Genomic DNA, 24,294 nt, shown 5'->3' with positions numbered 1-24,294 from the left:
AAGCGGGGCCCGGCCGGTGCGAGCGGGTAGAATCCCTGCATGACCGGTAAAAATCCAGGAAACAAAGGTGGTTGACGGCGTGCGAACCCCGGTTGCCCAGCGGACCGTCGAGCAGATCAAGGCCATGATCTCCGACGGAGAGGTAGGACCAGGGCAGCGGCTTCCCACCGAACGTGAACTCTCCACCCGGTTGGGGGTCTCCCGGGGGTCCGTGCGCGAGGCGATCCGTTCCCTGACCACCCTCGGGGTGCTGGAGGCCCGCCACGGGGCGGGCGTCTACGTCACCGCGCTGCGCCCGGCCGACCTGTTGGAGGCCTTCTCGGTCCTGGCCGAGGTCTCCCGGGACGAGACCCTGCTGGAGGTCCTCCAGGTTCGGCGGATGATCGAACCGGCGGCCACCGCCATCGCCGCCGCCCGGGCCGCCCCCGAGGACCTGGAACGCATCGGTGCCCTGCTCGACCGGATGGAGGACGGGGCGGATCCCGGCGAACCCGCCGAACACGGGGCCGCCGACCTCGGGTTCCACCAGGCCATCGTGGCCTGCGCCGGCAACGCCACGCTCTCCGCGGTCCACGCCGGACTGTCCTCGCGCACTTTCAACGAGCGGGTCTGGGCCGGACACGACGAGGCCGGTTTCACCGCCGCCCTGCACGAGGACCACCGGCGCATCCACGAGGCCCTCCTGGCCCGCGACCCCGAGGCGGCCAGGGCGGCCGCGGCCGCCCACGTGCTGCGGGTGGAGCGCTGGCTCGGTGCCCAGACCCGGCCCGGGCCAGAGCCCGCGGAGCGGGACCGCCCCCGGTGAGCGGGACCCGGGCGCCCGGTGCACGAGGGTTCAGGGACCGCGCCGACGGTCCACCCTCTCGGCGAACTCCTCGGCCCTGAGCAACCGGGACAGTTCGCCCCGTCCCGGAGCGGGTGCCCGGGCCTCCTCCGGCCCGGGCGCCTGTTCCGGGTCCTCCTGGCCGAGTTCGGCGTCGATACCGAGCGCCTCGTGGTCCTCGATCTCCTCGATCCGGTAGTCGTCCGGGTGCTCCTCCAGGTACTCCGCCACGGCGGTGTCCTGGTCCGGGGCACCCACGTCCATCTCGGCGTCCACGTCGTCGATGTCCGTCGCGTCGCGGTCGAAGTCTGCGGATTCCGTCACCGGCGGCCCCCTCGCCTCGGTTCCCCTGCTTCCGATCATGCCTGGTCGGGGCGTCAGGCGCCAGTAGGACGGGCGCGGGGTGCGAGGGGCGCCAGCCCGGCGGCACCTTCACCTCCCGGCGCTCTGACGTGCACGGAAGGGCCCGTGGTTGGCGGCTTTCGTGGGAGGGTAAGGGGTACAGCTGCACACGGCGCACACGTCGCGCGGACCGAGCACCCGCGCGCCGCGGGCACCACTGAGACGATGGATGACGAGGAGCGACCGGATGTCTGCGAGTACACCCCTCCCTCGGACCGAGGACACCGGGAACCGGTCCGGCGTGACCACCCCCCTGGACCGGCGAGAGGAGTGGTCCGGACTCGCCGAACACCGTGACCGCTTCGGCTCGACCCACCTGCGCGACCTGTTCGCCGACGACCCCGCGCGCGCCGACCGCTACACGCTCGACGTCGGCGGCCTGCACGTCGACTACTCCAAGAACCTCGTCACCGACGAGACGCTGGGCCTGCTCAACGACCTGGCCGCGGCCACGGGGGTCGCCTCGCTGCGCGACGCCATGCTGCGCGGGGACCGCATCAACCTCACCGAGGACCGGGCCGTCCTGCACACCGCCCTGCGCGCCCCGCACGGCGAGGTGGTCAGGGCGGACGGGCACGACGTGGTTCCCGAGGTGCACCGGGTCCTGGAGCGGATGGGCGCCTTCGCCGAGCGCGTCCGCTCCCGCGCCTGGCTGGGCCACACCGGCAAACCCGTGACCAGGGTGGTCAATATCGGTATCGGCGGTTCGGACCTGGGCCCGGCCATGGCCTACGAGGCGCTGCGCCCCTACACCGACCGCGGGTTGGAGTTCCGCTTCGTCTCCAACGTCGACGGCACCGACCTGAACGAGGCCCTGGTCGACGCCGACCCCGAGCGCACCCTGTTCGTGGTCGCCTCCAAGACCTTCACCACCGTCGAGACCATCACCAACGCCTCGGCTGCCCGGGACTGGCTCCTGGCCGGGCTGGGCGCGGGTTCCGACGCGGTCGCCGAGCACTTCGTCGCGGTCTCCACCAACGCCGAGAAGGTCGTCGAGTTCGGCATCGACACCGCCAACATGTTCGAGTTCTGGGACTGGGTGGGCGGCCGCTACTCCTACGACTCGGCCATCGGCCTGTCCCTCATGGTGGCCCTGGGCCCGGAACGGTTCCGGGAGATGCTGGCGGGCTTCCACCTCATGGACACCCACTTCGCCACGGCCCCGCCCGAACGCAACCTGCCGTTCCTGCTCGGTCTGCTCGGCGTCTGGTACGGCGGCTTCTTCGACGCGCAGTCGCACGCCGTGCTGCCCTACAGCCACCACATGTCGAAGTTCCCCGCCTACCTCCAGCAGCTCGACATGGAGTCCAACGGCAAGTCGGTCCAGCGTGACGGCCGTCCCGTCAACTGGCAGACCGGGCCGGTGGTGTGGGGCACCCCCGGGACCAACGGCCAGCACGCCTACTTCCAGCTGCTGCACCAGGGCACCAGGTTCGTCCCCGCCGACCTGATCGGCTTCGCGAACCCCGCACCGGACCTGAACCCGGGCCTGGTCCCCCAGCACGACCTGTTGATGGCCAACCTGTTCGCCCAGGGGCAGGCGCTGGCCTTCGGCCGCACCTCCGCCGAGGTCGCCGCGGAGGGGGTGCCCGCCGACCTGGTCCCGCACCGGACCTTCCCGGGGAACCGGCCCACCACCACGGTCCTGGCCGAGCGGCTCGACCCCTCGGTGCTCGGCCAGCTCGTCGCCCTCTACGAGCACAAGGTTTTCGTCCAGGGCGCGGTGTGGAACATCAACTCCTTCGACCAGTGGGGCGTACAGCTCGGCAAGGTCCTGGCCAAGCGGCTGGAGCCCGCCCTGACCGAGGGCGCCGAGGTTCCCGGGCTGGACCCCTCCACCGGCGGCCTGGTACGCCGCTACCGTACGCTGCGCGGTCGCTGACGGGGCCCGGCCCCGCAGTGGATCGGCCGTCCCGCCCGGGGCGCCTGTTCCGGGCGGGACGGGAAAACCGAACAGAAAACCGCCCCCTTCCGGAGAAGGGGCCGGGGGCTGACCGCATGTGGCCTCTGCGGTGTTTCCGATGGCTTGTCGGGTTATCGTCACAGTGGGTTCAGAGGAATGGCCATTCATGGCCGACCGATGTTGTCCCCCTCGGCCGAGGTGCTTCCCTCAACTCCAATTGAAGGATGTTCCCTTGCGAAACAGGAAAGCCGGACCCGTCTCCCGTTCCCTGGTCCTGGCCGCCGCGGCCGTGTTCGGCGGTGCGCTGTTGACGGCCGCGCCCGCCCAGGCCGTGACCGCCCCCGCGGCCCCCAGGCCGGGGCCGCCGCCGTCGCTCCCGCCGAGGACATCTCCGCCCAGCAGGTGTGGTGCCGTTACAAGGTGACCGCCAACGGCGGTCTGAACGTGCGGAGCGGCCCCGGGGCCAACTACGGCATCGTGGGTTCGCTGTCCCAGGGGTCCCACACCATCGCGACCCAGAGCACCACCAACGGTTTCCGGCAGTTGGGCTCGGGCCGCTGGGCCTCGGCCACGTATCTGCGCTGGGACGGCAACAACTGCCTGACCTGACGGCGGCCCGGGTCGTTACCGGGCCGCCCTCCGGGTGCGGTGCGCCGTCCACTGGCGGCGCACCGGCCTTTTTCGACTGGTAATTCAACCCTTCACCACTGGCGGAATTCCTGGTGGTTCGTGTGGGTCGGAGGTCCCTCGGGAACCGGGGCCCGTTCGGGCCCGAACGCAGAATTTTCTTCGGGTGTGTTGTGGTCCGTTTTCCGGGTCCTTCGCCCCGGCCCGGGGCGAAGGACCCCGCCCGGCGGGCCGCGACACACGGGTCCCCCCGCCGGTTCCGGTTCCGGGTGCCGACCGTCGCCGGTCGGCGCGGACGCTGGAAACCCCCTCCCCCCTCGTGCAAACTCTGCGTAGTGATGTAGTCACGAACAGAGAGGGCGGGGTGTAGGGGCACATGACCACGCCGATGGACGTCCCCGAGTCGTCCCAGCACGCCGAGCCGGAAGCGGTCGCCGCGGGGGCCAGGGGCGCCGCCAACAGGTCCCTCCGTCAGATCGCCTGGCAGCGCTTCCGCAGGGACAAGGTCGGGATGACCGGCGGGATCGTGGTCCTCCTGCTCATCCTGGTCGCGTTCCTGGCGCCCCTGCTCACGTCCTGGTTCGGTTACCCGCCCAACCAGTTCAACCAGGCACTGGTCGACCCGCTCACCGGCGGGGTCCTGCGCGACCCCGACGACCCGGCCCAGGGCCTGGACCCCTGGGGCGGCATCAGCGCACAGCACCTCCTGGGCGTCGAACCGGTCAACGGCCGCGACCTGTTCAGCCGAATCGTCCACGGCGCCCAGACCTCGCTGCTCGTCGCCACCGTCGCCACCGTGGTGTGCGTGGTCATCGGTACCGTCCTGGGCATCCTCGCCGGTTACTTCGGCGGCTGGGTCGACGTGGTCATCAGCCGGGCCATGGACATCTTCCTGGCCTTCCCCCTGCTGCTCTTCGCCATCGCCCTGGTCGGTGTCATCCCCGACGGGGCCTTCGGCCTGTCCGGGAACAACCTGCGCATCGGCGTCCTGGTGTTCATCATCGGCTTCTTCAACTGGCCCTACATCGGACGCATCGTGCGGGGCCAGACCCTCACCCTCAAGGAACGCGAGTTCGTCGAGGCCGCACGCAGCCTCGGCGCGGGCAGCGCCCACATCGTCTTCCGCGAGATCCTGCCCAACCTGATCACCCCGATCCTGGTCTACTCCACCCTGCTCATCCCCACGAACATCCTCTTCGAGGCGGCACTGAGCTTCCTCGGCGTGGGCATCAACCCGCCCATGGCGACCTGGGGCGGCATGTTGGAGAGTGCGCTGCGCTTCTACACCACCTCGCCGCACTTCGTGATCATCCCCGGCCTGGCCATCTTCGTCACCGTTCTCGCCTTCAACCTCTTCGGCGACGGCCTCCGTGACGCTTTCGACCCGCGCTCCTCCGACTGAGCGCCCGGCCCGTTCGGCACCCCTGCCCAGCCGCCCCGATCAGCCACCCGTCGGGCCGTGCACCGCACGTCCCCACCAGCGAAACCGACCAGGAGGCCAAGGTGACCACCCATCACTCCACGCGTCAGGAGCCGCCGGAGCGGCGCGGCACACTCCACCGCCGGGCAGCTCCGGCAGCCGCCGGAACCGCCATGGTGCTGCTGCTGGCCGCCTGCGGCGGCGGTGGCGGGGGAGGCGGTGCAGGAGAGTCCGACGCCGAGTTCAACGAGGGGGAGACGACGGTCGTCAACCCCTCCGACGAGACCGGCGGCACCCTGCGCTACGCCATCTCGGCCGACTTCGACTCACCCGACCCGGGCAACACCTACTACGCGTTCAGCTGGAACTTCTCCCGCTACTACGCGCGCACCCTGCTCACCTACACGCAGGCCCCCGGCGAACAGGGCATCGAAATCCAGCCCGACCTGGCCGAGGAGATGCCCGAGGCCAACGAGGACTCCACCGAGTGGACCGTCCGCATCAAGCAGGGGCTGCGTTACGAGGACGGCTCGGAGATCACCGCGCAGGACATCAAGTACGCCATCGCGCGCAGCAACTTCGGCGACCAGGCACTGCCCAACGGCCCCAAGTACTTCCAGGACCTGCTGGCCGACAGCGAGGACTACGAAGGGCCCTACGGGGAGGGGGAGGACCCGCTGGCCGGGTTCGACGGTATCGAGACACCCGACGACCACACACTGGTCTTCCACCTGAACAAGAGCTTCTCGGAGTTCCCGTACGTGCTCATCCAGCCGCAGACCGCGCCGGTGCCCGCCGACGCCGACCGGGGCGAGCAGTACCAGAGCCAGGTGGTTTCCTCGGGGCCCTACAAGTTCGACGGCGAGTACCGCCCCGGGGTCTCGCTGAACCTGGAGCGCAACGAGGAGTGGGACGCCTCCACCGACCCCACCCGCAGGGCCCTGCCGGACCGCATCGAGGTGCAGTTGGGCGTCGACCAGAACGAGATCGACCAGCGGCTCGTCAACGGCGAACTCGACGTCGACCTCGGCGGTACCGGCGTCGGACCGGCGATGAAGGGCACCCTGATCACCGACGAGGGCCAGCGCCACAACGTCGACAACCCGCAGACCAGCACCCTGCGCTACCTCAACGTCAACACCGTCATCGAGCCGCTCGACGACCTGGCCTGCCGTCAGGCCGTCATGTACGCGGCCGACCGGGACGCACTCCAACGCGCCTGGGGCGGTGACACCGGCGGTGACATCGCCACCCAGATCATGCCCGGATCGCTGCCCGGCGCGGACCCGAGCATCGACCCCTACCCCTCCGAGGACAACAAGGGCGACCTGGACATGGCCCGGGAGAAGCTGGAGGAGTGCGGCGAGCCGGACGGCTTCTCCACCTCCATCGGCGCACGTGCCGACCGTCCCGCCGACGTGAGCACCGCCGAGGCGGTCCAGCAGGCCCTGGCCCGGGTGGGCATCGAGACGGAGATCAAGCAGTACCCCTCGGACACCTACACCAACACCCAGGCCGGCTCACCCGCCTTCGTGCACGAGAACGACCTGGGGCTGACCGTGTACGGCTGGGCGCCGGACTGGGCCAGCGGTTACGGGTTCATGAGCAAGATCCTGGACGGCGACGCCATCCAGGACGCCGGGAACTCCAACATCTCCGAGCTGGACGACGAGCAGATCAACGAGTGGTTCGACGAGGTCGTCTCCGTGGAGGACGCCGACGAGCGCGCCTCGATCTACACCCAGATCGACCAGCGGGCGATGGAGCAGGCCGCGATCCTGCCGGCCGTGTTCGAACGGACGGTCCTCTACCGGCCCGCGAACCTGACCAACGTCTACTACCACGCGGGCTACTCGATGTACGACTACATGGCCCTGGGGACCACGGAGAACTAGCGGACAGCGGGCAGGGCGGCGTCTGCCGCGGGGCAGTGACCGGCTTGCGCGCCTCTCGGGGCGGGGCGCGTCCTCCGGTCCCTGCCTCTCCCGTGCCCCGGGCACCCGACCCGGGGCACGGGGCGCCCCACGAGGTCCGCGCGGCGGCGCCTACACCCCCGGGTTGTGCGCCAGGACCAGGTCGGTCAGCTCCTGGCTGGGGAAGTCCATGACCACGACACCCGTGCGGGGCGCCCGGGAGTCGCGCAGGTGGCCGGTGGCCCGGTCGTTGACACCGCTGATGCCCAGCGCGCCCCAGGCGACCTCGCGCGGGTTGGCCCACGGCGCCCCGCTGCCGCTCAGATGGTTGACGTACAGGACGCCGTCCGGGCCCGAAGCGGCCACGTCCAGGTGGTCGCGGACCTTCTCCCACTTGGCGGGGATGTCGAAGAGTGTGGGCACCCGGTAGTCGTCCTGGAGGTCGACCGAGGGGCCGTTCCAGCGGATCCCGTAGTCGCGTGCGGCGGAGAAGTCCTGGACGATGACGATGCGGCCCCGGACCTCGCCCAGGTCGGGCACGTAGGAGCCGCCCTGCCGCGGCGGCACCCACAGGTGCTCGGCCAGCAGGTCCCGGGTGTCGGGGTTCTCCTCGATGTAGTGGTTCAGGGTCTGTTCGTAACTGCGGGTGTTCTCCTCCTCGGTGTGCTCCTTCTTCATCCGCACCAGCACCGTCTCGGTCGGGTTCTGCGCCAGGAAGGCGCTGACGTCGCGGACCACGTCGGTGAAGTTCAGGTGCAGGTACTCCGAACCGTGGTGGATGGGGAAGGAGTCGCGGTAGTGGCGCGTGCGCACGTCGAGGAAGCGCACCCCGGAGTCGAGTTGCCCGGAGATCGTCAGGTCCTGGGTGCGTGACCACACCGTGCCGCGCCAGGCGCCGCTGTCGTGCGTGCCGGGGACGGACAGGGCCGACAGGCCGGTGTCGTCGGGCACCCCGGCCATCCACGCGGCGTGCGAGGGCACGGGCGCGGCGGGGGCCGTACCGGCGGTCGCCGCCGGTGCGGGGAACAGGAGAAGGGCGGACAGGGCCGCGCCCAGCAGGGGCACGCGGACAAAGGAGGGGAGCAAGGGGGGTCCTTCGTTCGGAACGGTCGTGCCTGGACTGCCGATCACCATGCCACGGGTCGGGGGCACTGTCATCCCCCGTGCCGGCTGCCGGATCCGGCCGGGGTCGGGTCCTGGGCAAGGGATCTGGCGGTGCGCGGTTCGACGCGCATGCCCCTCACGTGCGTGATCATGTCAGTACTCTGCGTTACTGTGTGCGTCCTGGGCGGGTGTTCGCCTTGCGGTACCCGTCGGCCCACCCATCCCGCCGCCGGGCGTGGCGTACCGGCGCCACGCGAGGTGCGACCGAAGACAGGAAGCACGCGCCTTGCTGACCTACATCCTGCGCCGCCTGGGCGCCGGTCTGCTGCTCCTGGCCGTGGTCACCATGGTCACCTTCGCCATCTTCTACGTGGTGCCCAGGTGGGCGGGCCGGACCACCGAGCAGCTCGCCACGATGTACGTGGGCCGGGCCCCCACCCCGGAGGCGATCCAGGCCACCATCACGCGACTGGGCCTGGACCAGCCGATCGCCGTGCAGTTCTGGGAGTTCGTCCGGGGCATCTTCCTCGGCGCCCAGTACCAGTTCGGCCGGGACACGATCGAGTGCTCCGCGCCCTGCTTCGGCTACTCCTTCCAGACCTACCAGGAGGTCTTCCCCGAGATCGTCGCCCGGCTTCCGGTGACGGCCTCGCTGGCACTGGGGGCGGGGATCATCTGGCTGGTCGGCGGTATCGCGGTGGGGGTGGTCTCCGCGGTGTGGAAGGGCAGCGTCTTCGACCGCCTGGCGATGGCGGTGGCCCTGGCGGGGGTCTCCCTGCCGATCTTCTTCACCGGGCTGCTGACCCTGGCCTTCCTGGTCCACGCCTGGGGGCTGTTCGCCACCCCGCGCTACGTGCCCTTCACCGAGGATCCGTTCGGTTGGGCGCAGGGGCTGATCCTGCCGTGGCTGACCCTGGCCTTCCTGCACGCGGCCATGTACGCGCGGCAGACCCGGGCGGGGATGCTGGAGACCCTGAACGAGGACTACATCCGCACCGCGCGGGCCAAGGGCCTGAGTGAGCACAAGGTCGTGCTCAAACACGCACTGCGCCCCACCCTGACCCCCATCGTCACGATCTTCGGCCTGGACCTGGGCCTGGTGCTGGGCGGCGCCGTCCTGACGGAACAGGTGTTCTCCCTCAACGGGATCGGCCGGTACGCGGTCCAGGCCATCACCCAGAGCGACCTGCCGGTGATTCTGGGCGTGACCCTGTTCGGCGCGTTCTTCATCGTCATCTGCAACCTGATCGTGGACCTGGTGTACCCGCTCATCGACCCGCGTGTGCGCATCCACAACTGAGAGAGGCGTCCCCGATGACCGAATCCACTCCGCCCCAGGCCGCCTCCGGCGCGGTCGTGCGCGTGGAGAACCTGCGGGTGACCTTCCCGACGATGGACGGTGACGTCCATGCGGTGAAGGGCCTCTCCTTCGAGGTGCCCGCCGGCGGTGCCCTGGGCATCGTGGGTGAGTCGGGTTCGGGCAAGAGTGTGACCTCGTTGGCCCTGATGGGGCTGCACCGGGGGAGCCGCGCCCGGATCACCGGCGCCATCGAGGTCGTGGACACCGACGTGGTGGCGGTCAGCGACAAGAAGCTGCGTTCGATGCGCGGCAACGACATCGCGATGGTCTTCCAGGACCCCATGCAGTCGCTGCACCCGCAGTACACGATCGGCAACCAGCTGGTCGAGGCGCTGCGGGTGCACCGCCCGCAGGTGTCCCGGGCCCGCGCCCGGCAGCGGGCGGTGGAGTCCCTGGAGCGGGTGGGTATCCCCGAGCCCGCCGCGCGGATCAACTCCTACCCGCACGAGTTCTCCGGCGGTATGCGCCAGCGCGCGCTGATCGCGATGGGTCTGATGTGCGATCCCAAGGTGCTGCTGGCGGATGAGCCGACCACGGCCCTGGACGTCACCGTGCAGGCCCAGATCCTGGATCTGTTGGACGAGTTGCGCCGCGAGCTGGACATGGCGCTGATCCTGGTCTCGCACGACCTGGCGGTGGTGGCCGGTTCGGTGGACGAGGTCATCGTGATGAAGCAGGGCCAGGCCGTGGAGCGGGGCGGGGTGCGCAAGGTGCTCTCCGAGCCCGAGCACCCCTACACCCAGGCCCTGTTGGCGGCGGTGCCGCGGGTGGAGGTCTCCCGGGCCGAGCGCCGCGCCCAGGACCGCGCCGACCGTGCCGAACGGGACCGGCGGGCCTCCGGTGGGGGCCCGGGCGGCTCGGCGGAGCCCGCGGGGGCGACCGAGGCCGCCCAGGCCGACCGGGAGCGGGACCGCGCGGACGGGGCGAGGACCTCCTCCGTCTCCGATACGGAGCCGGGGGAGGAGCCGGGTGAGCCGTTGTTGCGTGTTCGGGATGTGGCGCAGCGGTTCCGGGTCCGTGGCGGCACCTGGGGCAAGTCGACTGATTTTTGGGCGGTGCGTGGGGTCAGTTTTGATCTGCACCGGGGGGAGACCCTGGGTGTGGTGGGTGAGTCCGGGTCGGGTAAGAGCACCTTGTCGCGGATGATCATGCGGTTGTTGGAGCCCACCGAGGGGTCGGTGGAGTTCGAGGGTCGCGATATCACGCATATGGCGGAGCGGGAGTTGCGTCCGTTGCGTCAGCATGTGCAGATGGTGTTCCAGAACCCGTATTCGTCGTTGAATCCGCGGTTGACGATCGGGGAGAGCATCGGTACGGCGTTGAAGGTGCAGGGGGAGCGGGACGGGAAGAAGGTGCGGTCCCGGGTGCAGGAGTTGTTGGAGCGGGTGGGGTTGGAGCCGCACCATTACAACCGGTTCCCGCATGCGTTCTCGGGGGGTCAGCGGCAGCGGATCGCGATCGCGCGGGCGTTGATTCTCAAGCCGAAGCTGATTATCTGTGATGAGCCGGTGTCGGCGTTGGATGTGTCGACGCAGGATCAGGTGTTGCGGTTGTTGTCGGAGTTGCAGGACGACTTCGGGTTGACCTATATCTTCGTGGCTCATGATCTGGCGGTGGTGCGTCAGGTGAGTGATCGGGTGGCGGTCATGCGTAAGGGTGAGGTGGTGGAGATGGGGGACAGTGACTCGGTGTATGAGAGTCCGCGGAGTGAGTACACGCGGCAGTTGTTGACCGCGGCTCCGGTGCTGGACCCGGACGAGGCCCGCGAACTACGCGCCGAGCGGGTGCGGATGCGGGCCGGGGGGCTCGCCTGATCGGACGGAGGACGGGCCGACCGCCGGGCCCCGGCCCGGCGGCGTCCCCGTGGCACCTCCGGCCCGGTCAGCCGGAGAGCCCGCCGAGGAGGGCGCGCAGACCGAAACGGAACCGGGCCAGGGCTTCGGCCTCGTCGGGTGAGTCCTCCTGTCCCTGGTGTCGGACCTGGTGGGCCACCGAACCCAGGCAGTAGGAGTGCAGGGCGTCGCAGGCCCGGGGTACGTCCGGCTCGGCCAGGCCTGCCTCGGTGAAGGCCGTGTGCAGGAGGGCCCGCGTGTCCTCCTCGCCCAGGGTGTGCGGCGCGCGGTGCATCAGCAGGGACAGCGCGCCGGAGTAGGTGAGCAGACGGGCGCGGTAGGCCTCGGCCCAGGTGGTCAGGCGCTCGTCCCAGGGGCGGTCGTCGGCTTCGGCCACCTCCGCCGGGGCCTCCTCCGAACCCGGCTCCTCCTCCTCGGGCGGGCCCTGCCCCTCGGCCAGCCCGCTGACCACGCGCGCCGTGGTGACGTAGGCGGCGATCGCGTTGAACAGCTGCTCCTTGCCTCTGGGGAAGTGGTGGTAGATCGCCATGGCCTCCACGTCCAGGGCGTCGCCCAGGCGGCGCATGGACAGCCCGCCCAGTCCTCGCCCGGCGATGATGTGGAGGGCCTCGATGATGATGCGTTCACGGCTGAGACCGGCGTAGTTCCTGCTCACTCTGCTGCCTTCCGGGGGACATGGGGGCCGACGGTGTAAAGCTGGCAGTTGCGTCGGCACGACGCCAGCACCGACTCACGGCCCGGCTCGCCAGATGATCTACGTCACCCATAGGGTTGCCTCGACACGGCTGACGGTACTCCCCACGGAGAGCGCACATGCGACTTGCCAAGCAGGACAGGACTAAGGCGCGGACACACCTCGCCCGGGACCGGGAGCTGGCCGAGCGCCTGCCCCTGTTCCTGAGGTCGGTGGCCGAGGCCGAGCGGGCCTTGGACGAGGCGCGGGACAGGGGCGCCCCGGTCGAGGAGATCCACGACCGCGGCGTGGAGCTGGACGAGGCGCTGACCGAGGCGATGCGCGCCGCCTACGCGCAGGAGCGCGTCCTGGTCGGGGTCAAGGGCTACGGTGACCGTATCCAGCGTCGTAAGCGCCTGGCCCGGCCCGAGGTCAAGCAGGCCACCCAGGTCGCCGAGCGGCTGCTCACCGCCCGGGAGACCCACCGGTTGCACGGTATTCCGGGGGTGCCCCGCCCGGTCGGGTGACCACCGGCCCCTCCTGAGCCCCACGGGTCCGCCCCGTGGGGCTTCTCCGTGTGTCCGGTCGTGTCGGTTGGTGGTGGGGGTGCTGAGTACGTGCAACTCGTGTTCGGCTTTGAGGAACGGTTGGTGGTGGGCGACGGGTGGGGGATGCTGCGCGCGTGAGCGTGTCGGTTGAGGGTTGGTGGTGGGCGACGGGTGGGGGATGCTGCGCGCGTGAGCGTGTCGGTTGAGGGTTGGTGGTGGGCGACGGGTGGGCGTAGGTTTGGTACCCGCCCGGACTCCGGGCGGAAAACCGGCAAGTCACGTGGGGAGCGAAGAAGGACATGGCGGATTTCATCCGCATTGATCCAACGTCGAAGGTACCGCCCTACGAACAGATCAGGGCCGTCGTCGCGATCGCGGCGGCCAACGGGGACCTGCCGGTCGGGTACCGGCTCCCCACGGTCCGTGCGCTGGCGGGCCAGCTCTCGGTCGCGGTGAACACCGTCGCCCGCGCGTACCGGGAACTCGAACAGGCCGGGGTGGTGGAGACACGGGGCCGCTCCGGGACCTTCGTGGCCGCTGCCGGGGACGACCAGCGGGCCGAGGCCCTGGCCGCGGCCAGGGCCTACGCCGAGGTCATCACCCGGGTGGGGCTGGACCACGAGGAGGCCGTGGAGATCCTGCGCGCCGCGCTGGAGGGCTGAGCCGGGCGGGGCCGTTCGGCGGTGCTCCCGGAGCCCTGTCAGCCCCGGTCCGGCCGTCCCCGCCTCAACGGCGCAGGCCGCTCACGGAGATCAGGTAGAAGGCGATCAGCCCCGCCCAGACGATGAACATCCCGCCCGCGCCCGCCATCGCGGCGCCGATCGCGGTCGAGGGGATACTGATGCCGAGGCAGACCAGGGACAGCACCATCCGCACGTTGTTGGCGGGCAGCCCCCTGCGACCTTCGGCGTCATTGGCGCCCGCCTGGCGCGCCACGTGGTGTTTGACGCGTTCCTCGATGGTGTCGTCGACGCGTTCGACGAGGGAGGCGGCCACCGCCTCGTCGTACTCGGGGCCCAGCTCACGGCTGGCCCGCAGGGCTGCGGCGATCTCTTCCCGCTGCCGCGGGGGATTGTTCGTCATCTGCCCATGGTCGCACCGGCGGAGGGGAGGGGACAGCGACGGCGGGCGATACCAGGGGAAAACCGGGGTTCCCCCTGAACCCGGGCCCGGCCCCGCACAGCGGTGGAGCCGCTCCCCGCGGGGAACGGCTCCCTACCGTGGCGTCGCGTCCGCCGGACCCTAGCTGGCGAAGTCCAGCAGCTGCTGGGCGCGGCTGGGGTGGCGCAGCTTGGACAGCGACTGCTTCTCCAGCTGCCGGATCCGCTCCCGGGTGAGCCCCAGGTGCTTGCCGATCTCGTCGAGGGTCCGCGGCCGTCCGTCCATCAGCCCGAACCGGAGGGACATGATGGTCGCCTCACGCGGCTCCAGGTCCGACAGCGCGTTGCGCAGCTGGTCGGCCATGAGCTGGCGGTCGACCACCTCGGAGGCCTCCGAGGCGTCCACGTCCTCGATCAGGTCGCCGATGCGGGTCTCGCCGTCCTCACCGATGGTCGAGTCGAGGCTGATCGGCTGGCGGGTGACCCGCAGCAGCTCCTCGATCTGGGTCGGGGTCTTGTCCAGCTCCAGCGCCAGCTCCTCGGGCGTGGGCTCACGCCCCAGGGCCTGGTGCATGTCGCGCTCCAGGCGGCTCACCTTGCTGAGCAGCTCCAGCACGTGCACGGGCAGGCGGATGGTGCGCGCGGAGTCGGCGAACCCGCGCTGGATGGCCTGGCGGATCCACCACATGGCGTAGGTGGAGAACTTGAAGCCCTTGGTGTAGTCGAACTTCTCCACGGCGCGGATCAGGCCGAGGTTGCCCTCCTGGACCACGTCCAGCAGCGACATGCCGCGGTCGCTGTACTTCTTGGCCACGGACACGACCAGGCGGAGGTTGGCTTCGAGCATGTGCGACTTGGCCTTGCGGCCGTCCTCGGCCACCCATTCGAGCTCCTCGCGCTCGACGTCGGCCATCTCGACGGTCTCGTCGACCTCGCCGTGCAGCCCGAGGCGGTACTCGGCGTAGAGCCCGGCCTCGACCCGCTTGGCCAGGTCGACCTCCTGCTCGGCGGTGAGCAGCTGACGCCGCCCGATGGCCTTGAGGTAGGTGTGGACCGAGTCGCCCATGGCGGGTGACTGGTCGTCGAGGTCGGCCTCACCGGTTTCCGGATCGGTGGTGGCCTGGGTGGTCTCGGCCTTCTTGGTGCGCCGCGTCGAGCGGGCCTTCCTCCGGGTGGAGGGGCCCTTGCGCGGTGCGACCTTGCCGGATGTGGCCTGGGGTACCTCGTCGGTGTCGGGCACCGTCGCGATGAGAGTGTTTTCCAGCACGTCGTCCTCGGCGTCAGAGTCGGCCACCATCGCGGAGTCCTCGCCCCCGTTGGCGAGTCGGACCCCGTTCTCGGTGAGTTCACGCAGAATGGAGCGGCCGTCACTGGAGGTGACCCCGGCCGCGGAGAAAGCGGTACGTAGTTCGGAGAGGGACAGGTGTCCCTGAGCGCGCCCCTGGGCGATCAGGTCGGCCAGGGCCACGTTGGCGGTGCGGTCCTCGTCCGGAGCGCCGCCGACGGGGGCGTCGGCCTCGTGGCTCGAAGCGGCCAGGGCAGTGCTCGTCATGTGGGCACCTCCCTCCCTTCCAGGACATGTGGCACGTGGCGGAGGGTTACCGCCGACTGGACGCGCCAATATGTCCAACGTGTCGGAGAGTCAAATGTTCCCCGTCTCGATTGGATATCGGCGAGGGTGGCATAGATCACTGTGCCATGAGTGGCGGAATGCTGATCCGTGCGGGTAAAGGAACACGCTCGGCTTCGGCGCCCGGACCGCTGTGCGGCAGGCGTTCCGGACACTGGGGAGGGCGCAGGGGAGCGGACGCGTGGACCGATGGCTGCCGCCAACCGCGGACCTCCTTGGGAGAGGGGCCGAAGAAACCGGATACTCAGGTAGACGCCAGGGAGGTTCGGTAAGTTCCCCGCTTTCCGGACAGACCCACCCGGGGCCGTGCCCGCGGAGCCGCCGGAGAACAGGGGGTGCCCCGGGCCTCGCCGGTATCGGCAGGTGCCGACGGCTCTGGGAACGGCACCCGCTGCGGTCAGGGTCCCACGTGTGCGGACCGCACCGGTAAACGCCGCTTTGCCCCAGGGGCGTTGCGGGGGCGGGACCGGGCCGCGGGCCCTCAAACGGTCGGTCGGCGCAGCGCCACCAGGTCCGGCTTGCCGGAGGCCAGCATCGGCAGGGCAGGGCGCAGGTCCAGCTCCCGGGGGGCGGCGTAGGACGGCAGCCGTTCGCGGACCCGCTCGCGCAACCCCTCCAGCGTCGGCGGATCCTGTGGGTCGGCGGGGACCACGACCGCGGTCACCCGCTCGCCCCACTCGGCGTCCGGGCGGCCCACCACCACGGACTCCGCCACGGCGGGGTGTTCGGAGACGATGGCGTTCACCTGGCCGGGGACCACCTTGTGGCCGCCGGTGTTGACCACCTCGTCCATCCTGCCGAGGATGTGCAGGCGGCCGTCGGCGTCCACCCGGCCCAGGTCGTTGGTGTGCAGCCGGCGCCGTCCGGTGCCGTCCAGGGCCAGCCCCGCCTCGTCGTCGTTCGTGGCCCAGGTGTCCTCCACCGCCGCGCCCGGGGGCAGCCGGTAGCCGGTGAGCAGTGTCGGGCCGCTGAGCAGGACACGCCCGGACCCGCCGGCGGCGGAGCCGGCGATCCGGACCCGGGTCCCGTCCAGGGGGAACCCGTCGTAGACGCACCCGCCGCAGGTCTCGCTCATCCCGTAGGTGGTCACGACACGGCCGCCCGCGGCCCGGGCGGCCGCCAGCAACGCGGGCTCGGCCGCCGCGCCTCCGAGCAGGATCGTGCCGAACACCGACAGGTCGGCGCCCGCGGTCAGCAGGCGGCGCAACTGGGTGGGGACCAGGGACACGTGCGGGCGCAGTCGGCGTGCCGACTCCATGAGGGTGCCGGTGTCGAAGGCCGCGTGCACGGCCTCGGTCCCGGTGACCAGCGCGCGCATCATCACCTGGATGCCGGAGATGTGCCCGGCGGGCAGGACGCACAGCCAGGCGTCACCGGGGCGGGCGCCGATCCGGGCCACGGAGGCGAGGGCGGAGGCTCGCAGCGCGTCCGCGGACAGCTCCACGCCCTTGGGTCGGCCGGTGGAGCCGGAGGTGGTGACGACCAGCGCCGTGCCGGGCTCCGCCGGGACACCGCCGTCGAGGGCGGTGACCCCCTCGGGTGTGCGCAACGAGGAGGGGCGCATGGCGGCGAGGAGTTCGGCGGTCCGGGAGTCGGGGGTGCCGTCCGGGACGGGCAGCAGGGCGGGGCCGGTGCCGTCCAACGCGGCCGCGAGCAGCCGGTTCAGGTGTTCGGGGGCCAGGCCGCGTACTGCCTGGAGGGCGCGCCCGTCCTCGGGGGAGGGTGCCTGGGACCGGTATTCGCTCGCTTGTGCCACGGTGCCCCAGCGTACGCCGGGCGGGAAGCGGCCCGTTCCACGGGGCCGGTGCCGGGGGTGTGCCCGTCCGTCCCGGCCCGCCTGGCAGAATGCGTAGGGTTGACGCTTGGACGCGGCGGTCACGACGCCCGCGGGCGTCCGCACCGTCCCCATCCCCGTGAGGAGAAGTAGAAGCCGTGAGCAGCGTGATCGACTGGCAGCGGTCGGGCGAGTATTCCGACATCATCTACGAGACCGCGGAGGGCATCGCCAAGATCACGATCAACCGTCCAGAGCGGCACAACGCCTTCCGTCCCCAGACGCTGTTCGAGCTCCAGACGGCGTTCAACATCGCCCGGGACGACTCGGGTGTCGGTGTGATCATCTTCACCGGAGCAGGCGACCAGGCCTTCTGCTCCGGCGGTGACCAGAAGATCCGCGGCGACGACGGCTACATCGGTGACGACGCCGTCGCCCAGCAGGGCATCGGCCGCCTCAACGTACTCGACCTCCAGGTGCAGATCCGCCGTCTGCCCAAGCCGGTGATCTGCATGGTCGCGGGCTGGTCCATCGGCGGCGGCAACGTGCTCCAGGTCTGCTGCGACCTGACCATCGCGGCCGACAACGCCAAGTTCGGGCAGACCGGCCCCAAGGTCGGTTCCTTCGACGGCGGCTACGGTTCCTGGCTGCTGGCCGAGACCGTGGGTCTGAAGAAGGCCCGCGAGATCTGGTACCTGTGCCGCCAGTACAGCGCCCAGGAGGCGCTGGACATGGGCATGGTCAACACCGTCGTGCCGCTGGCGGACCTGGAGAAGGAGACCGTGCAGTGGGCCCGGGAGATGCTGGAGAAGTCCCCGCTGGCGCTGCGCATGGTCAAGGGCGCGATCAACGCGGTGAGCGACGGGGCCGCCGGGATGCAGCAGTTCGCCGGTGACGCCACGATGCTCTACTACATGAGCGAGGAGGCGCAGGAGGGCCGGGACGCCTTCAAGGAGAAGCGCAGCCCCGAGTTCGACAAGTTCCCGCGCCGCCCGTGACCGGGACCTCGGAGCCCGACCCGGCGGGGGCGCCCGCCGGGGGGCGGGCCTTCGCGATCGGCCTGCGCAACCGTTTCCGGGGCGTCACGGTCCGTGAGGGCCTGCTGGTGCGCGGCCCCGCCGGGTGGGGCGAGTTCTCGCCCTTCGCCGAGTACGGGCCGCGCGAGGCCTCCCGCTGGTGGGCGGCCTGCCATGAGGCGGCCCACCTGGGGTGGCCCGAGCCGCTGCGCGACCGTGTCCCGGTCAACGTGACCGTGCCCGCGGTGGACCCCGAGCGCGCCGCTCGGATCGTGGCGGCCGGCGGTTGCGCCACGGCCAAGGTCAAGGTGGCCGAGCGGGGGCAGGACTGGCGTGCGGACGTCGCCCGCCTCGAGGCGGTCCGCGCCGCGATCGGCCCCTCGGGCCGGGTGCGGGTGGACGCCAACGGCGCCTGGGACGTGGACACCGCCGTGCGGATGACCCGCGAGCTGGACCGGTTCGGGCTGGAGTACGTGGAGCAGCCCTGCGCGACCCTGGACGAGTTGGCCGCGGTCCGCCGCCGGGTGGACGTTCCGGTCGCCGCTGACGAGTCCGTCCGGCGGGCGGAGGACCCCCTGCGGGTACGCGCCTTTGGGGCCGCGGACATCGTGGTGCTCAAGGTCCAGCCGCTGGGCGGTGTGCGCGCCGCGCTGCGGGTCGCCGAGGCCTGCGGTCTGCCGGTGGTGGTCTCCAGCGCCGTGGAGACGTCGGTGGGGCTGTCCGCGGGTGTGGCCCTGGCGGCCGCCCTGCCCGAGCTCCCCTACGCCTGCGGCCTGGCGACCATGCAGATGCTGACCGCCGATGTCACGGCCGAGCCGCTGCTGCCCGAGGACGGCTTCCTGCCGGTCCGCCCGGCGGTCGTGGACGAGGGGGCGCTGCGGTCGGTCGAGGTCGACCCGGGAGCCTGGCGTGCGCGGGCCGAGCAGGCTCGGGCCGCGGGAGCGGAGCCGTCCGGGCCGCGGTGACGTGCGACCGGGCGGATGGGCAGGAGATCACAGCCGGTTTCGTTCGCTGTTCGGCGCCGAACGGGGTTGACTGGAAGGTCCCGGGGCCGTGCGGTCGGGTCGGATCGCATGGTGATACTGGTACATAGCCTGACGAACGAAAGACTTTGATGAATCCGTCTACCGCCCTGGCGCGGGTCCTCGTCGACGAACTGGCCCGCTGCGGGCTGGCCGAGGCCGTCGTCGCGCCCGGGTCGCGCTCGACCCCACTGGCGCTGGCCCTGGTCGCTCATCCCGGGATCCGGGTCCACGTGCGGGTGGACGAGCGTTCCGCCTCCTTCCTCGCCCTGGGGTTGGCCCGGGCCTCGCGTCGGCCGGTGGCGGTGGTGTGCACCTCCGGGACGGCGGCCGCCAACTTCCATCCGGCGGTGATGGAGGCCGACGAGAGCGCGGTCCCGCTGCTGGTGCTCACCGCGGACCGGCCGCCGGAGCTGCGCGGGACCGGGGCCAACCAGACCGCGGACCAGATCGGCCTTTACGGCGCCGCTGTGCGTATGTTCACCGAGGTCGGCACCCCCGACCCCGCCCCGGGGATGGTGGCGTACTGGCGTTCCCTGAGCTGCCGCGCCTGGGCGGCGGCCGTCGGCGGCCGTCCCGGCCCGGTCCACCTCAACGTGGCCTTCCGCGAGCCGCTCACCCCGGACGAGACCGCGGATGCCCCGACATGGACGGCCCCCCTGGACGGTCGGCCGGACGGCCGGCCGTGGATCTCCCGGCCCGGGCACGCCGCCGAGCCCGCTCCGCTCACCCTGCCCGACGTGGAGCGGGGCGTCATCGTGTGTGGTGACGGCGACTACGACCCGGTGCCCTTCCTGGCCCTGGCCGAGCTGACCGGCTGGCCCCTGCTCGCCGAACCCACCTCCAACGCCCGCCGGGCCGGAGCGGTCTCCACCTACCGTCAGCTGCTGGCCTCGCCCGGCTTCACCGCCGCGCACGCCCCCGAGCTGGTCGTGAGCGTGGGCCGCCCCAACCTCTCCCGACAGATCCTGGCCTTCCTGCGCAGCGCCGAACGGCACGTGGTGGTGACCGCGGGCGCGGTGGGGGACCCCGCGGCGAGCCTGGCCAACGACTTCTCCGACCCCGCACGGACCGCCACCGACGTGGTGGCGTCGGTCGCGCCGCCGGCCGGGGCGGACCCGAACGGCCCGCGGCGTACCGGGTGGTCCCGGGAGTGGGCGCGCGCGGAGACCGCCGCCCGGGCCGCGATCGACGGGGTGTTGGACGCCGACGAGGCGCTCTCCGAACCGCGTCTGGCCCGTGACCTGGTCTCCCAGCTCGGTGCCGGTTCGCTGCTGTTCGCCGGGTCCAGCATGCCCATCCGCGACCTGGACGCCACGATGGCGGCCCGCTGCGGGGTGCGCCTGTTGGGCAACCGGGGTGTGAGCGGGATCGACGGGACGGTGTCGACGGCGGTCGGGGCGGCCCTGGCCCACCAGGCCGAGGGCGGGGGGCGCTCCTACGCCCTGCTCGGCGACCTGGCGGTGCTGCACGACCAGAACGGCCTGATCATCGGTCCCGGTGAGCCGCGCCCGGACCTGGCGGTGGTCGTGGTCAACAACGACGGGGGCGGGATCTTCTCGGGGCTGGAGCAGGCGGGCCACCCCGACTTCGAGCGGGTCTTCGGGACCCCGCACGGGGTGTCGATGGAGCGGGTGGCCGCCGTGGCGGACCTGCCCTACACCCGCGTGGAGTGGGCCACCGACCTGCCCAAGGCACTCCTGGGCGAGGGCCTGCGCGTCGTGGAGGTGTGTACGACCCGGGCCGACAGCGCGATCCTGCGCCGCCGTGTCCAGGGGGCGGTGGACGCGGCGGTCGCGTGAGGCGACCGTTCCCGCCGGGACGGTTCCCGGCGGGAACGGGCGGTCTCCTCAGCCCCGTTCGAAGTGGCGGCGGCGCTCGAAGTCGGTGACCGTGGCCGAGAACGCCGCCAGCTCGGCGCGCCCCGCGGCGGCGTAGTGCCGCACCACGTCAGGTCCGAAGCAGGCGCGGGCGATCTCACTGCCCTCCCACGCCAGCACCGCCTCCTCCAGGGAGGCCGGCAGCCGGGGCGTCTGCTGGTCGAAGGCGTTGCCCACCGTCGGTTCGGGCAGCGGCAGCGCCTGCTCGACGCCGTACAGTCCCGACGCGATGATCGCCGCCACCGCCAGATAGGGGTTGGCGTCGCCGCCCGGCACCCGGAACTCGATCCGCGCCGACTCCCCCGAGCCCACCACCCGCACCGGGCAGGTCCGGTTGTCCAGCCCCCAGGCGATGCCGCTGGGTGCGTAGGCCTGCGGGGACAGCCGCTTGAACGAGTTCACGTTCGGGGCGTACATCAGCGCGAAGTCCCGCATGCAGGCGAGCTGGCCCGCCACGAAGTGCTCCATGTACTTCGACATCCCGTACCGGCCCGTCCCGTCGTCGGCGAAGACCGGGTCGCCGGCCTCGTCGCGCAGGGACAGGTGCACGTGGCAGGAGTTGCCCTCGCCCTCGTCGTACTTGGCCATGAAGGTCAGCGCCACCCCGGCCTGGGTGGCCAGTGCACGGGCACCCGCCTTGTACACGACGTGGTTGTCGCAGGCGCGCAGGGCGTCGTCGTAGCGGAACACGATCTCGTACTGGCCCGGGTGGCACTCCCCGCGCGCCGACTCGACCGTCATGCCGGTGCGCTCCATCGCGGTGCGGATGCGTCGCATGAGCGGGTCGATCTCGGTGACCTCGGGTACCGCGTAGTCGGAGTTGAACCGCGTGGCCGGGGTCAGGCCGCGGTAATGCGACTCGAACGCGCTCTGGTAGTCGTCCCGGAACACCAGGAACTCCAGTTCGGTTCCGGCCAGGGCCCGCCATCCGCGTTCGGCGAGCCGGTCCAGCTGGGTCCGGAGCACCTGGCGGGGCGCGACGGCCACGGGTGTTCCGTCGGCGCCGTGCGCGTCGCCCAGGACGAGCGCCGTCCCCGGGTCCCAGGGCAGGTACCGCAGGGTGGACAGGTCGGGCACGATGTCGAAGTCGCCCAGACCGCCGCCCCACGGGTCGGTGGCGTACCCCGGCCGCGCCTCCATCTCCACGTCGGTGGCCAGCAGGTACAGGCAGGCCCCGAAACCGTCCCGGACGATCCGGTCGGTGAAGTCGCCCGGGCGCACCCTGCTGCCCTGGACCCGTCCCTGCACGTCGGGCAGGGCGACGATCACGTCGGTGATCGCGCCCGAGGCGGCGTCGGCGTCCAGCCGGTCCAGGGGGACCGGGAAGGGCGGCGGGGGAGGGGAGGGCGGCAGGGTCTCGGTCAGGGGCGGCAGGCCGTCGCCGATCAGGTCACTCACGCGGCGGCCTCCCGGGCGGGTCGGTACAGCGGGTTGGGGATCGCCGGCGCGTCCAGGTGGAACTCGGCGTCGCGTTCGGCGCGGTCGTGGTAGCCGCCGCCCAGCAGCCGCTCCCGGTTCAGGCAGACCCGCTCGAACTCGGGCGCGAGCAGGTCGAACAGCGCGAAGCGCTCGGCCAGCTCCGGGAACTCCTCCTGGTAGCGCAGCACCTCGGCGCGGACCAGTTCCCAGAAGCGCTCCTCGGGTACCCCCAGGTGGTCCTGGAGCAGCGGCGCCAGGTACCGGAAGTGTCCGACCAGCAGGGACTTGGCGACCGAGGAGGTCAGTTCGGCGGCGTCGAAGCGCATGAGCACACCCAGCGCCTCGCGGGGCAGGGAGGCGTACTCGGGCAGGTCGGTGTCCAGCAGCTTCATGTCGTCGACGAAGTCCTTGACCGCCAGTCGCGCGGGCCGGTCGCGGCCGTCGAAGACCACGATGGCGTTCTCTCCGTGCGGGTTGAACGCCAGCCCGTAGCGGTAGAGCAGGTGCAGTACGGGCGGCAGGATCGCCGCGAAGAGGGCGCGCAGCCACTCCTCGGCCGCCAACCCGGAGCGCTGGACGAGTTCGGCGGTGAAGGCCCGCCCCCGCCCGTCCACGTGCAGCAGCGCCGCCAGGGTGCGGGCCCGCTCTCCTTCGTCCAGCTGGGCGGTGACGGGTTCGCGCCACAGCGCGCCCAGCAGCTGCCGGTGCCGGTAGGGGGCGTCGGGGATGTCCTCCAGGACCGGGTGGCGCACGGCCACGGCGGCGACCTCGCCCGGCAGGACGACCCGGCAGCGCTCGGACAGGAAGGCGTCCCCCGCGTGCAGGGCGCGTACCCACCGGGTGCTGGCGGGCGCGGCCCGGCACAGCTCGGTGGGGATGCCCCGGTAGACCATCGTGTTGAGGATGGCCAGCGACACCTTGACGTTGTGCCGGTCGGGTCGGGAGAGGTTGGTGAAGGTGCGGATGGACTGCTGGGGCAGGTAGTCGTCGTCGGCCTCGCCCAGGGGCACGATGAGTCCGGCGGCGAGTTCGGCTGCGAACAGCGGCACGACCACCTCGTCCCACTGCCAGGGGTGGACCGGCAGCCACACGTACTCCGCGGCGGGTGTGCCCTGGGGGCGGCCCCGGTCGAGGCTCTCGGTGAACCGCCCTACCTCGGCGGGGTCCAGCTCCCGTGCGATCAGGGCGTCCTGGTCCAGGCCGGGGACGCCGTGGTGCTCGGCGAGGGAGCGGTGCACGGCGATCCACGGCAGGTGCAGGGGGCGGCGGGCCTCGGGCGGGAAGTGTGCCCGGTCGCGGCCGGAGAAACCGACCCGGCCCTTGTTGGCGAAGATCCACGGGTGGCCGCTCTGGTGGCCCTCCAGCTCGGCGTGGGGGAGTTCGGCCAGCTCGGCGGCGCCGGTGCGGCTCTGGGCCAGTCGGCAGTCGGCGCTGAGGGTGGCGGTCAGTTCCCCCACGGTGAAGGCCTCCACCGCCGGGTCGATGAGCCCGGCCGATCCCAGGTCGCGCAGGAGTGTGAAGGGCGAGGCGGGGGTGACGGAGCCGTCGGCGGCTTCGCGCCGGGCCGTGCCGGGGCGCACGAGCCAGCCGTCCATGGTGGTGCGTCGGCCCTCGAAGAGGTAGACGGCGCCGGGGGCGACGGGGGCGCGCCACCGGTGCCCCTCGCCCTCGACGGGCGCCTGTGGTGCGGCCCCTCCCGGGCCGTCGGGGACGGGGCGCAGCGCGTACTCGAAGCACAGCTCGGCCAGCATCTTGGCGACCAGGCGGTCGCTGGCGCGGCCGAAGTGCTCGGCGGTGAGCTCGGTGGGGACGGTGGTGGGCATGGGT

20 protein-coding genes are annotated in these 24,294 nt (G+C 71.6%); 12 read left to right on the top strand and 8 right to left on the bottom strand.

The annotated features are described in order from the left end of the window. The first annotated feature begins 79 nt into the window (after positions 1-79). Complete coding sequence (locus tag ACUKCB_RS09410) at positions 80-805, top strand: FadR/GntR family transcriptional regulator (protein ID WP_473040138.1); 726 nt, start codon at positions 80-82, stop codon at positions 803-805. A gap of 30 nt (positions 806-835) precedes the next feature. Here the strand turns inward: ACUKCB_RS09410 and ACUKCB_RS09405 are convergent, their stop codons facing one another. Further along, on the bottom strand, positions 836-1,147 hold the full coding sequence (locus ACUKCB_RS09405; protein ID WP_473040137.1) for a hypothetical protein: 312 nt from the start codon (positions 1,145-1,147) through the stop codon (positions 836-838). A 265-nt stretch (positions 1,148-1,412) separates the two neighbouring features. On the opposite strand from ACUKCB_RS09405, the gene pgi reads away from it, so the two are divergent. From pgi to ACUKCB_RS09385, 4 genes are all read left to right on the top strand, one after another. Further along, positions 1,413-3,107 (top strand): glucose-6-phosphate isomerase, encoded by a 1,695-nt coding sequence (pgi, locus tag ACUKCB_RS09400; protein WP_473040136.1) that lies wholly within the window; start codon positions 1,413-1,415, stop codon positions 3,105-3,107. 441 nt (positions 3,108-3,548) lie between these two features. After that, positions 3,549-3,737 carry a hypothetical protein gene (locus ACUKCB_RS09395; RefSeq protein ID WP_473040135.1) on the top strand — a complete coding sequence of 63 codons (189 nt, stop codon included), beginning with the start codon at positions 3,549-3,551 and terminating at the stop codon, positions 3,735-3,737. Between the two features lie 394 nt (positions 3,738-4,131). Continuing rightward, positions 4,132-5,157, top strand: coding sequence for an ABC transporter permease (locus ACUKCB_RS09390; protein WP_473040134.1), 1,026 nt, complete (start codon positions 4,132-4,134; stop codon positions 5,155-5,157). 101 nt (positions 5,158-5,258) lie between these two features. Further along, complete coding sequence (locus ACUKCB_RS09385; protein WP_473040133.1) at positions 5,259-7,070, top strand: ABC transporter substrate-binding protein; 1,812 nt, start codon at positions 5,259-5,261, stop codon at positions 7,068-7,070. 150 nt (positions 7,071-7,220) lie between these two features. On the opposite strand, the gene ACUKCB_RS09380 is transcribed toward ACUKCB_RS09385, so the two are convergent. After that, positions 7,221-8,174, bottom strand: coding sequence for a phosphatidylinositol-specific phospholipase C (locus ACUKCB_RS09380; protein WP_473040132.1), 954 nt, complete (start codon positions 8,172-8,174; stop codon positions 7,221-7,223). A gap of 304 nt (positions 8,175-8,478) precedes the next feature. Between ACUKCB_RS09380 and ACUKCB_RS09375 the strand changes: the two genes are divergently transcribed. Then, positions 8,479-9,492, top strand: a complete 1,014-nt coding sequence (locus tag ACUKCB_RS09375) for an ABC transporter permease (protein WP_473040131.1) — start codon at positions 8,479-8,481, stop codon at positions 9,490-9,492. Positions 9,493-9,506: 14 nt separating this feature from the next. Next, entirely contained in the window at positions 9,507-11,366 is a 1,860-nt protein-coding gene (locus tag ACUKCB_RS09370; RefSeq protein WP_473040130.1) for an ABC transporter ATP-binding protein, read from the top strand. Between the two features lie 67 nt (positions 11,367-11,433). Here ACUKCB_RS09370 and ACUKCB_RS09365 read toward each other — a convergent pair whose 3' ends face one another. Further along, positions 11,434-12,060 carry a TetR family transcriptional regulator gene (locus ACUKCB_RS09365; RefSeq protein WP_473040129.1) on the bottom strand — a complete coding sequence of 209 codons (627 nt, stop codon included), beginning with the start codon at positions 12,058-12,060 and terminating at the stop codon, positions 11,434-11,436. A gap of 158 nt (positions 12,061-12,218) precedes the next feature. Here ACUKCB_RS09365 and ACUKCB_RS09360 point away from each other — a divergent pair, with 158 nt between their 5' ends. Then, a complete protein-coding gene (locus tag ACUKCB_RS09360) occupies positions 12,219-12,605 on the top strand; it encodes a hypothetical protein (protein ID WP_473040128.1) in 387 nt (128 codons plus the stop codon). Between the two features lie 320 nt (positions 12,606-12,925). Next, positions 12,926-13,288 carry a GntR family transcriptional regulator gene (locus tag ACUKCB_RS09355; RefSeq protein WP_191270737.1) on the top strand — a complete coding sequence of 121 codons (363 nt, stop codon included), beginning with the start codon at positions 12,926-12,928 and terminating at the stop codon, positions 13,286-13,288. Between the two features lie 64 nt (positions 13,289-13,352). On the opposite strand, the gene ACUKCB_RS09350 is transcribed toward ACUKCB_RS09355, so the two are convergent. The 3 genes from ACUKCB_RS09350 to ACUKCB_RS09340 all read right to left on the bottom strand — a co-directional run bounded on the left by ACUKCB_RS09350 (position 13,353) and on the right by ACUKCB_RS09340 (position 17,112). Then, entirely contained in the window at positions 13,353-13,709 is a 357-nt protein-coding gene (locus ACUKCB_RS09350; protein WP_473040127.1) for a hypothetical protein, read from the bottom strand. Between the two features lie 159 nt (positions 13,710-13,868). Continuing rightward, a complete protein-coding gene (locus ACUKCB_RS09345; protein WP_473040126.1) occupies positions 13,869-15,278 on the bottom strand; it encodes an RNA polymerase sigma factor in 1,410 nt (469 codons plus the stop codon). A gap of 559 nt (positions 15,279-15,837) precedes the next feature. Continuing rightward, the gene (locus tag ACUKCB_RS09340) at positions 15,838-17,112 is read right to left on the bottom strand and encodes an AMP-binding protein (protein WP_473040125.1); all 1,275 of its coding nucleotides are present in this window, start codon (positions 17,110-17,112) and stop codon (positions 15,838-15,840) included. Between the two features lie 176 nt (positions 17,113-17,288). Between ACUKCB_RS09340 and menB the strand changes: the two genes are divergently transcribed. The 3 genes from menB (at position 17,289) to menD (ending at position 20,970) form a co-directional block, all read left to right on the top strand. After that, the gene (menB, locus tag ACUKCB_RS09335; RefSeq protein ID WP_191270728.1) at positions 17,289-18,128 is read left to right on the top strand and encodes a 1,4-dihydroxy-2-naphthoyl-CoA synthase; all 840 of its coding nucleotides are present in this window, start codon (positions 17,289-17,291) and stop codon (positions 18,126-18,128) included. Then, on the top strand, positions 18,125-19,111 hold the full coding sequence (locus ACUKCB_RS09330) for an o-succinylbenzoate synthase (protein WP_473040124.1): 987 nt from the start codon (positions 18,125-18,127) through the stop codon (positions 19,109-19,111). Before menB ends, ACUKCB_RS09330 begins: the two co-directional genes overlap by 4 nt. 149 nt (positions 19,112-19,260) lie before the next feature. Next, positions 19,261-20,970, top strand: a complete 1,710-nt coding sequence (gene menD / locus ACUKCB_RS09325; RefSeq protein ID WP_473040123.1) for a 2-succinyl-5-enolpyruvyl-6-hydroxy-3-cyclohexene-1-carboxylic-acid synthase — start codon at positions 19,261-19,263, stop codon at positions 20,968-20,970. 48 nt (positions 20,971-21,018) lie between these two features. On the opposite strand, the gene ACUKCB_RS09320 is transcribed toward menD, so the two are convergent. Together ACUKCB_RS09320 and ACUKCB_RS09315 are read right to left on the bottom strand one after the other, a co-directional pair. Beyond that, a complete protein-coding gene (locus ACUKCB_RS09320) occupies positions 21,019-22,446 on the bottom strand; it encodes a glutamine synthetase family protein (RefSeq protein ID WP_473040122.1) in 1,428 nt (475 codons plus the stop codon). Beyond that, positions 22,443-24,290 (bottom strand): IucA/IucC family protein, encoded by a 1,848-nt coding sequence (locus ACUKCB_RS09315; RefSeq protein WP_473040121.1) that lies wholly within the window; start codon positions 24,288-24,290, stop codon positions 22,443-22,445. Before ACUKCB_RS09315 ends, ACUKCB_RS09320 begins: the two co-directional genes overlap by 4 nt. Positions 24,291-24,294: the final 4 nt, after the last annotated feature.

The sequence above is a fragment of the Nocardiopsis moroccensis genome, assembly GCF_055763695.1.
Note: the sequence above shows the minus strand (reverse complement) of the source record. Positions and strands in the feature narration are given on the sequence as shown.

Coding starts and splice junctions, on each gene's coding strand:
- pgi (WP_473040136.1), top strand. CDS start 1,413: ATGTCTGCGAGTACACCCCTCCCTCGGACCGAGGACACCGGGAACCGG.
- ACUKCB_RS09390 (WP_473040134.1), top strand. CDS start 4,132: ATGACCACGCCGATGGACGTCCCCGAGTCGTCCCAGCACGCCGAGCCG.
- ACUKCB_RS09370 (WP_473040130.1), top strand. CDS start 9,507: ATGACCGAATCCACTCCGCCCCAGGCCGCCTCCGGCGCGGTCGTGCGC.
- ACUKCB_RS09360 (WP_473040128.1), top strand. CDS start 12,219: ATGCGACTTGCCAAGCAGGACAGGACTAAGGCGCGGACACACCTCGCC.
- ACUKCB_RS09355 (WP_191270737.1), top strand. CDS start 12,926: ATGGCGGATTTCATCCGCATTGATCCAACGTCGAAGGTACCGCCCTAC.
- ACUKCB_RS09350 (WP_473040127.1), bottom strand. CDS start 13,709: ATGACGAACAATCCCCCGCGGCAGCGGGAAGAGATCGCCGCAGCCCTG.
- ACUKCB_RS09345 (WP_473040126.1), bottom strand. CDS start 15,278: ATGACGAGCACTGCCCTGGCCGCTTCGAGCCACGAGGCCGACGCCCCC.
- menD (WP_473040123.1), top strand. CDS start 19,261: ATGAATCCGTCTACCGCCCTGGCGCGGGTCCTCGTCGACGAACTGGCC.
- ACUKCB_RS09315 (WP_473040121.1), bottom strand. CDS start 24,290: ATGCCCACCACCGTCCCCACCGAGCTCACCGCCGAGCACTTCGGCCGC.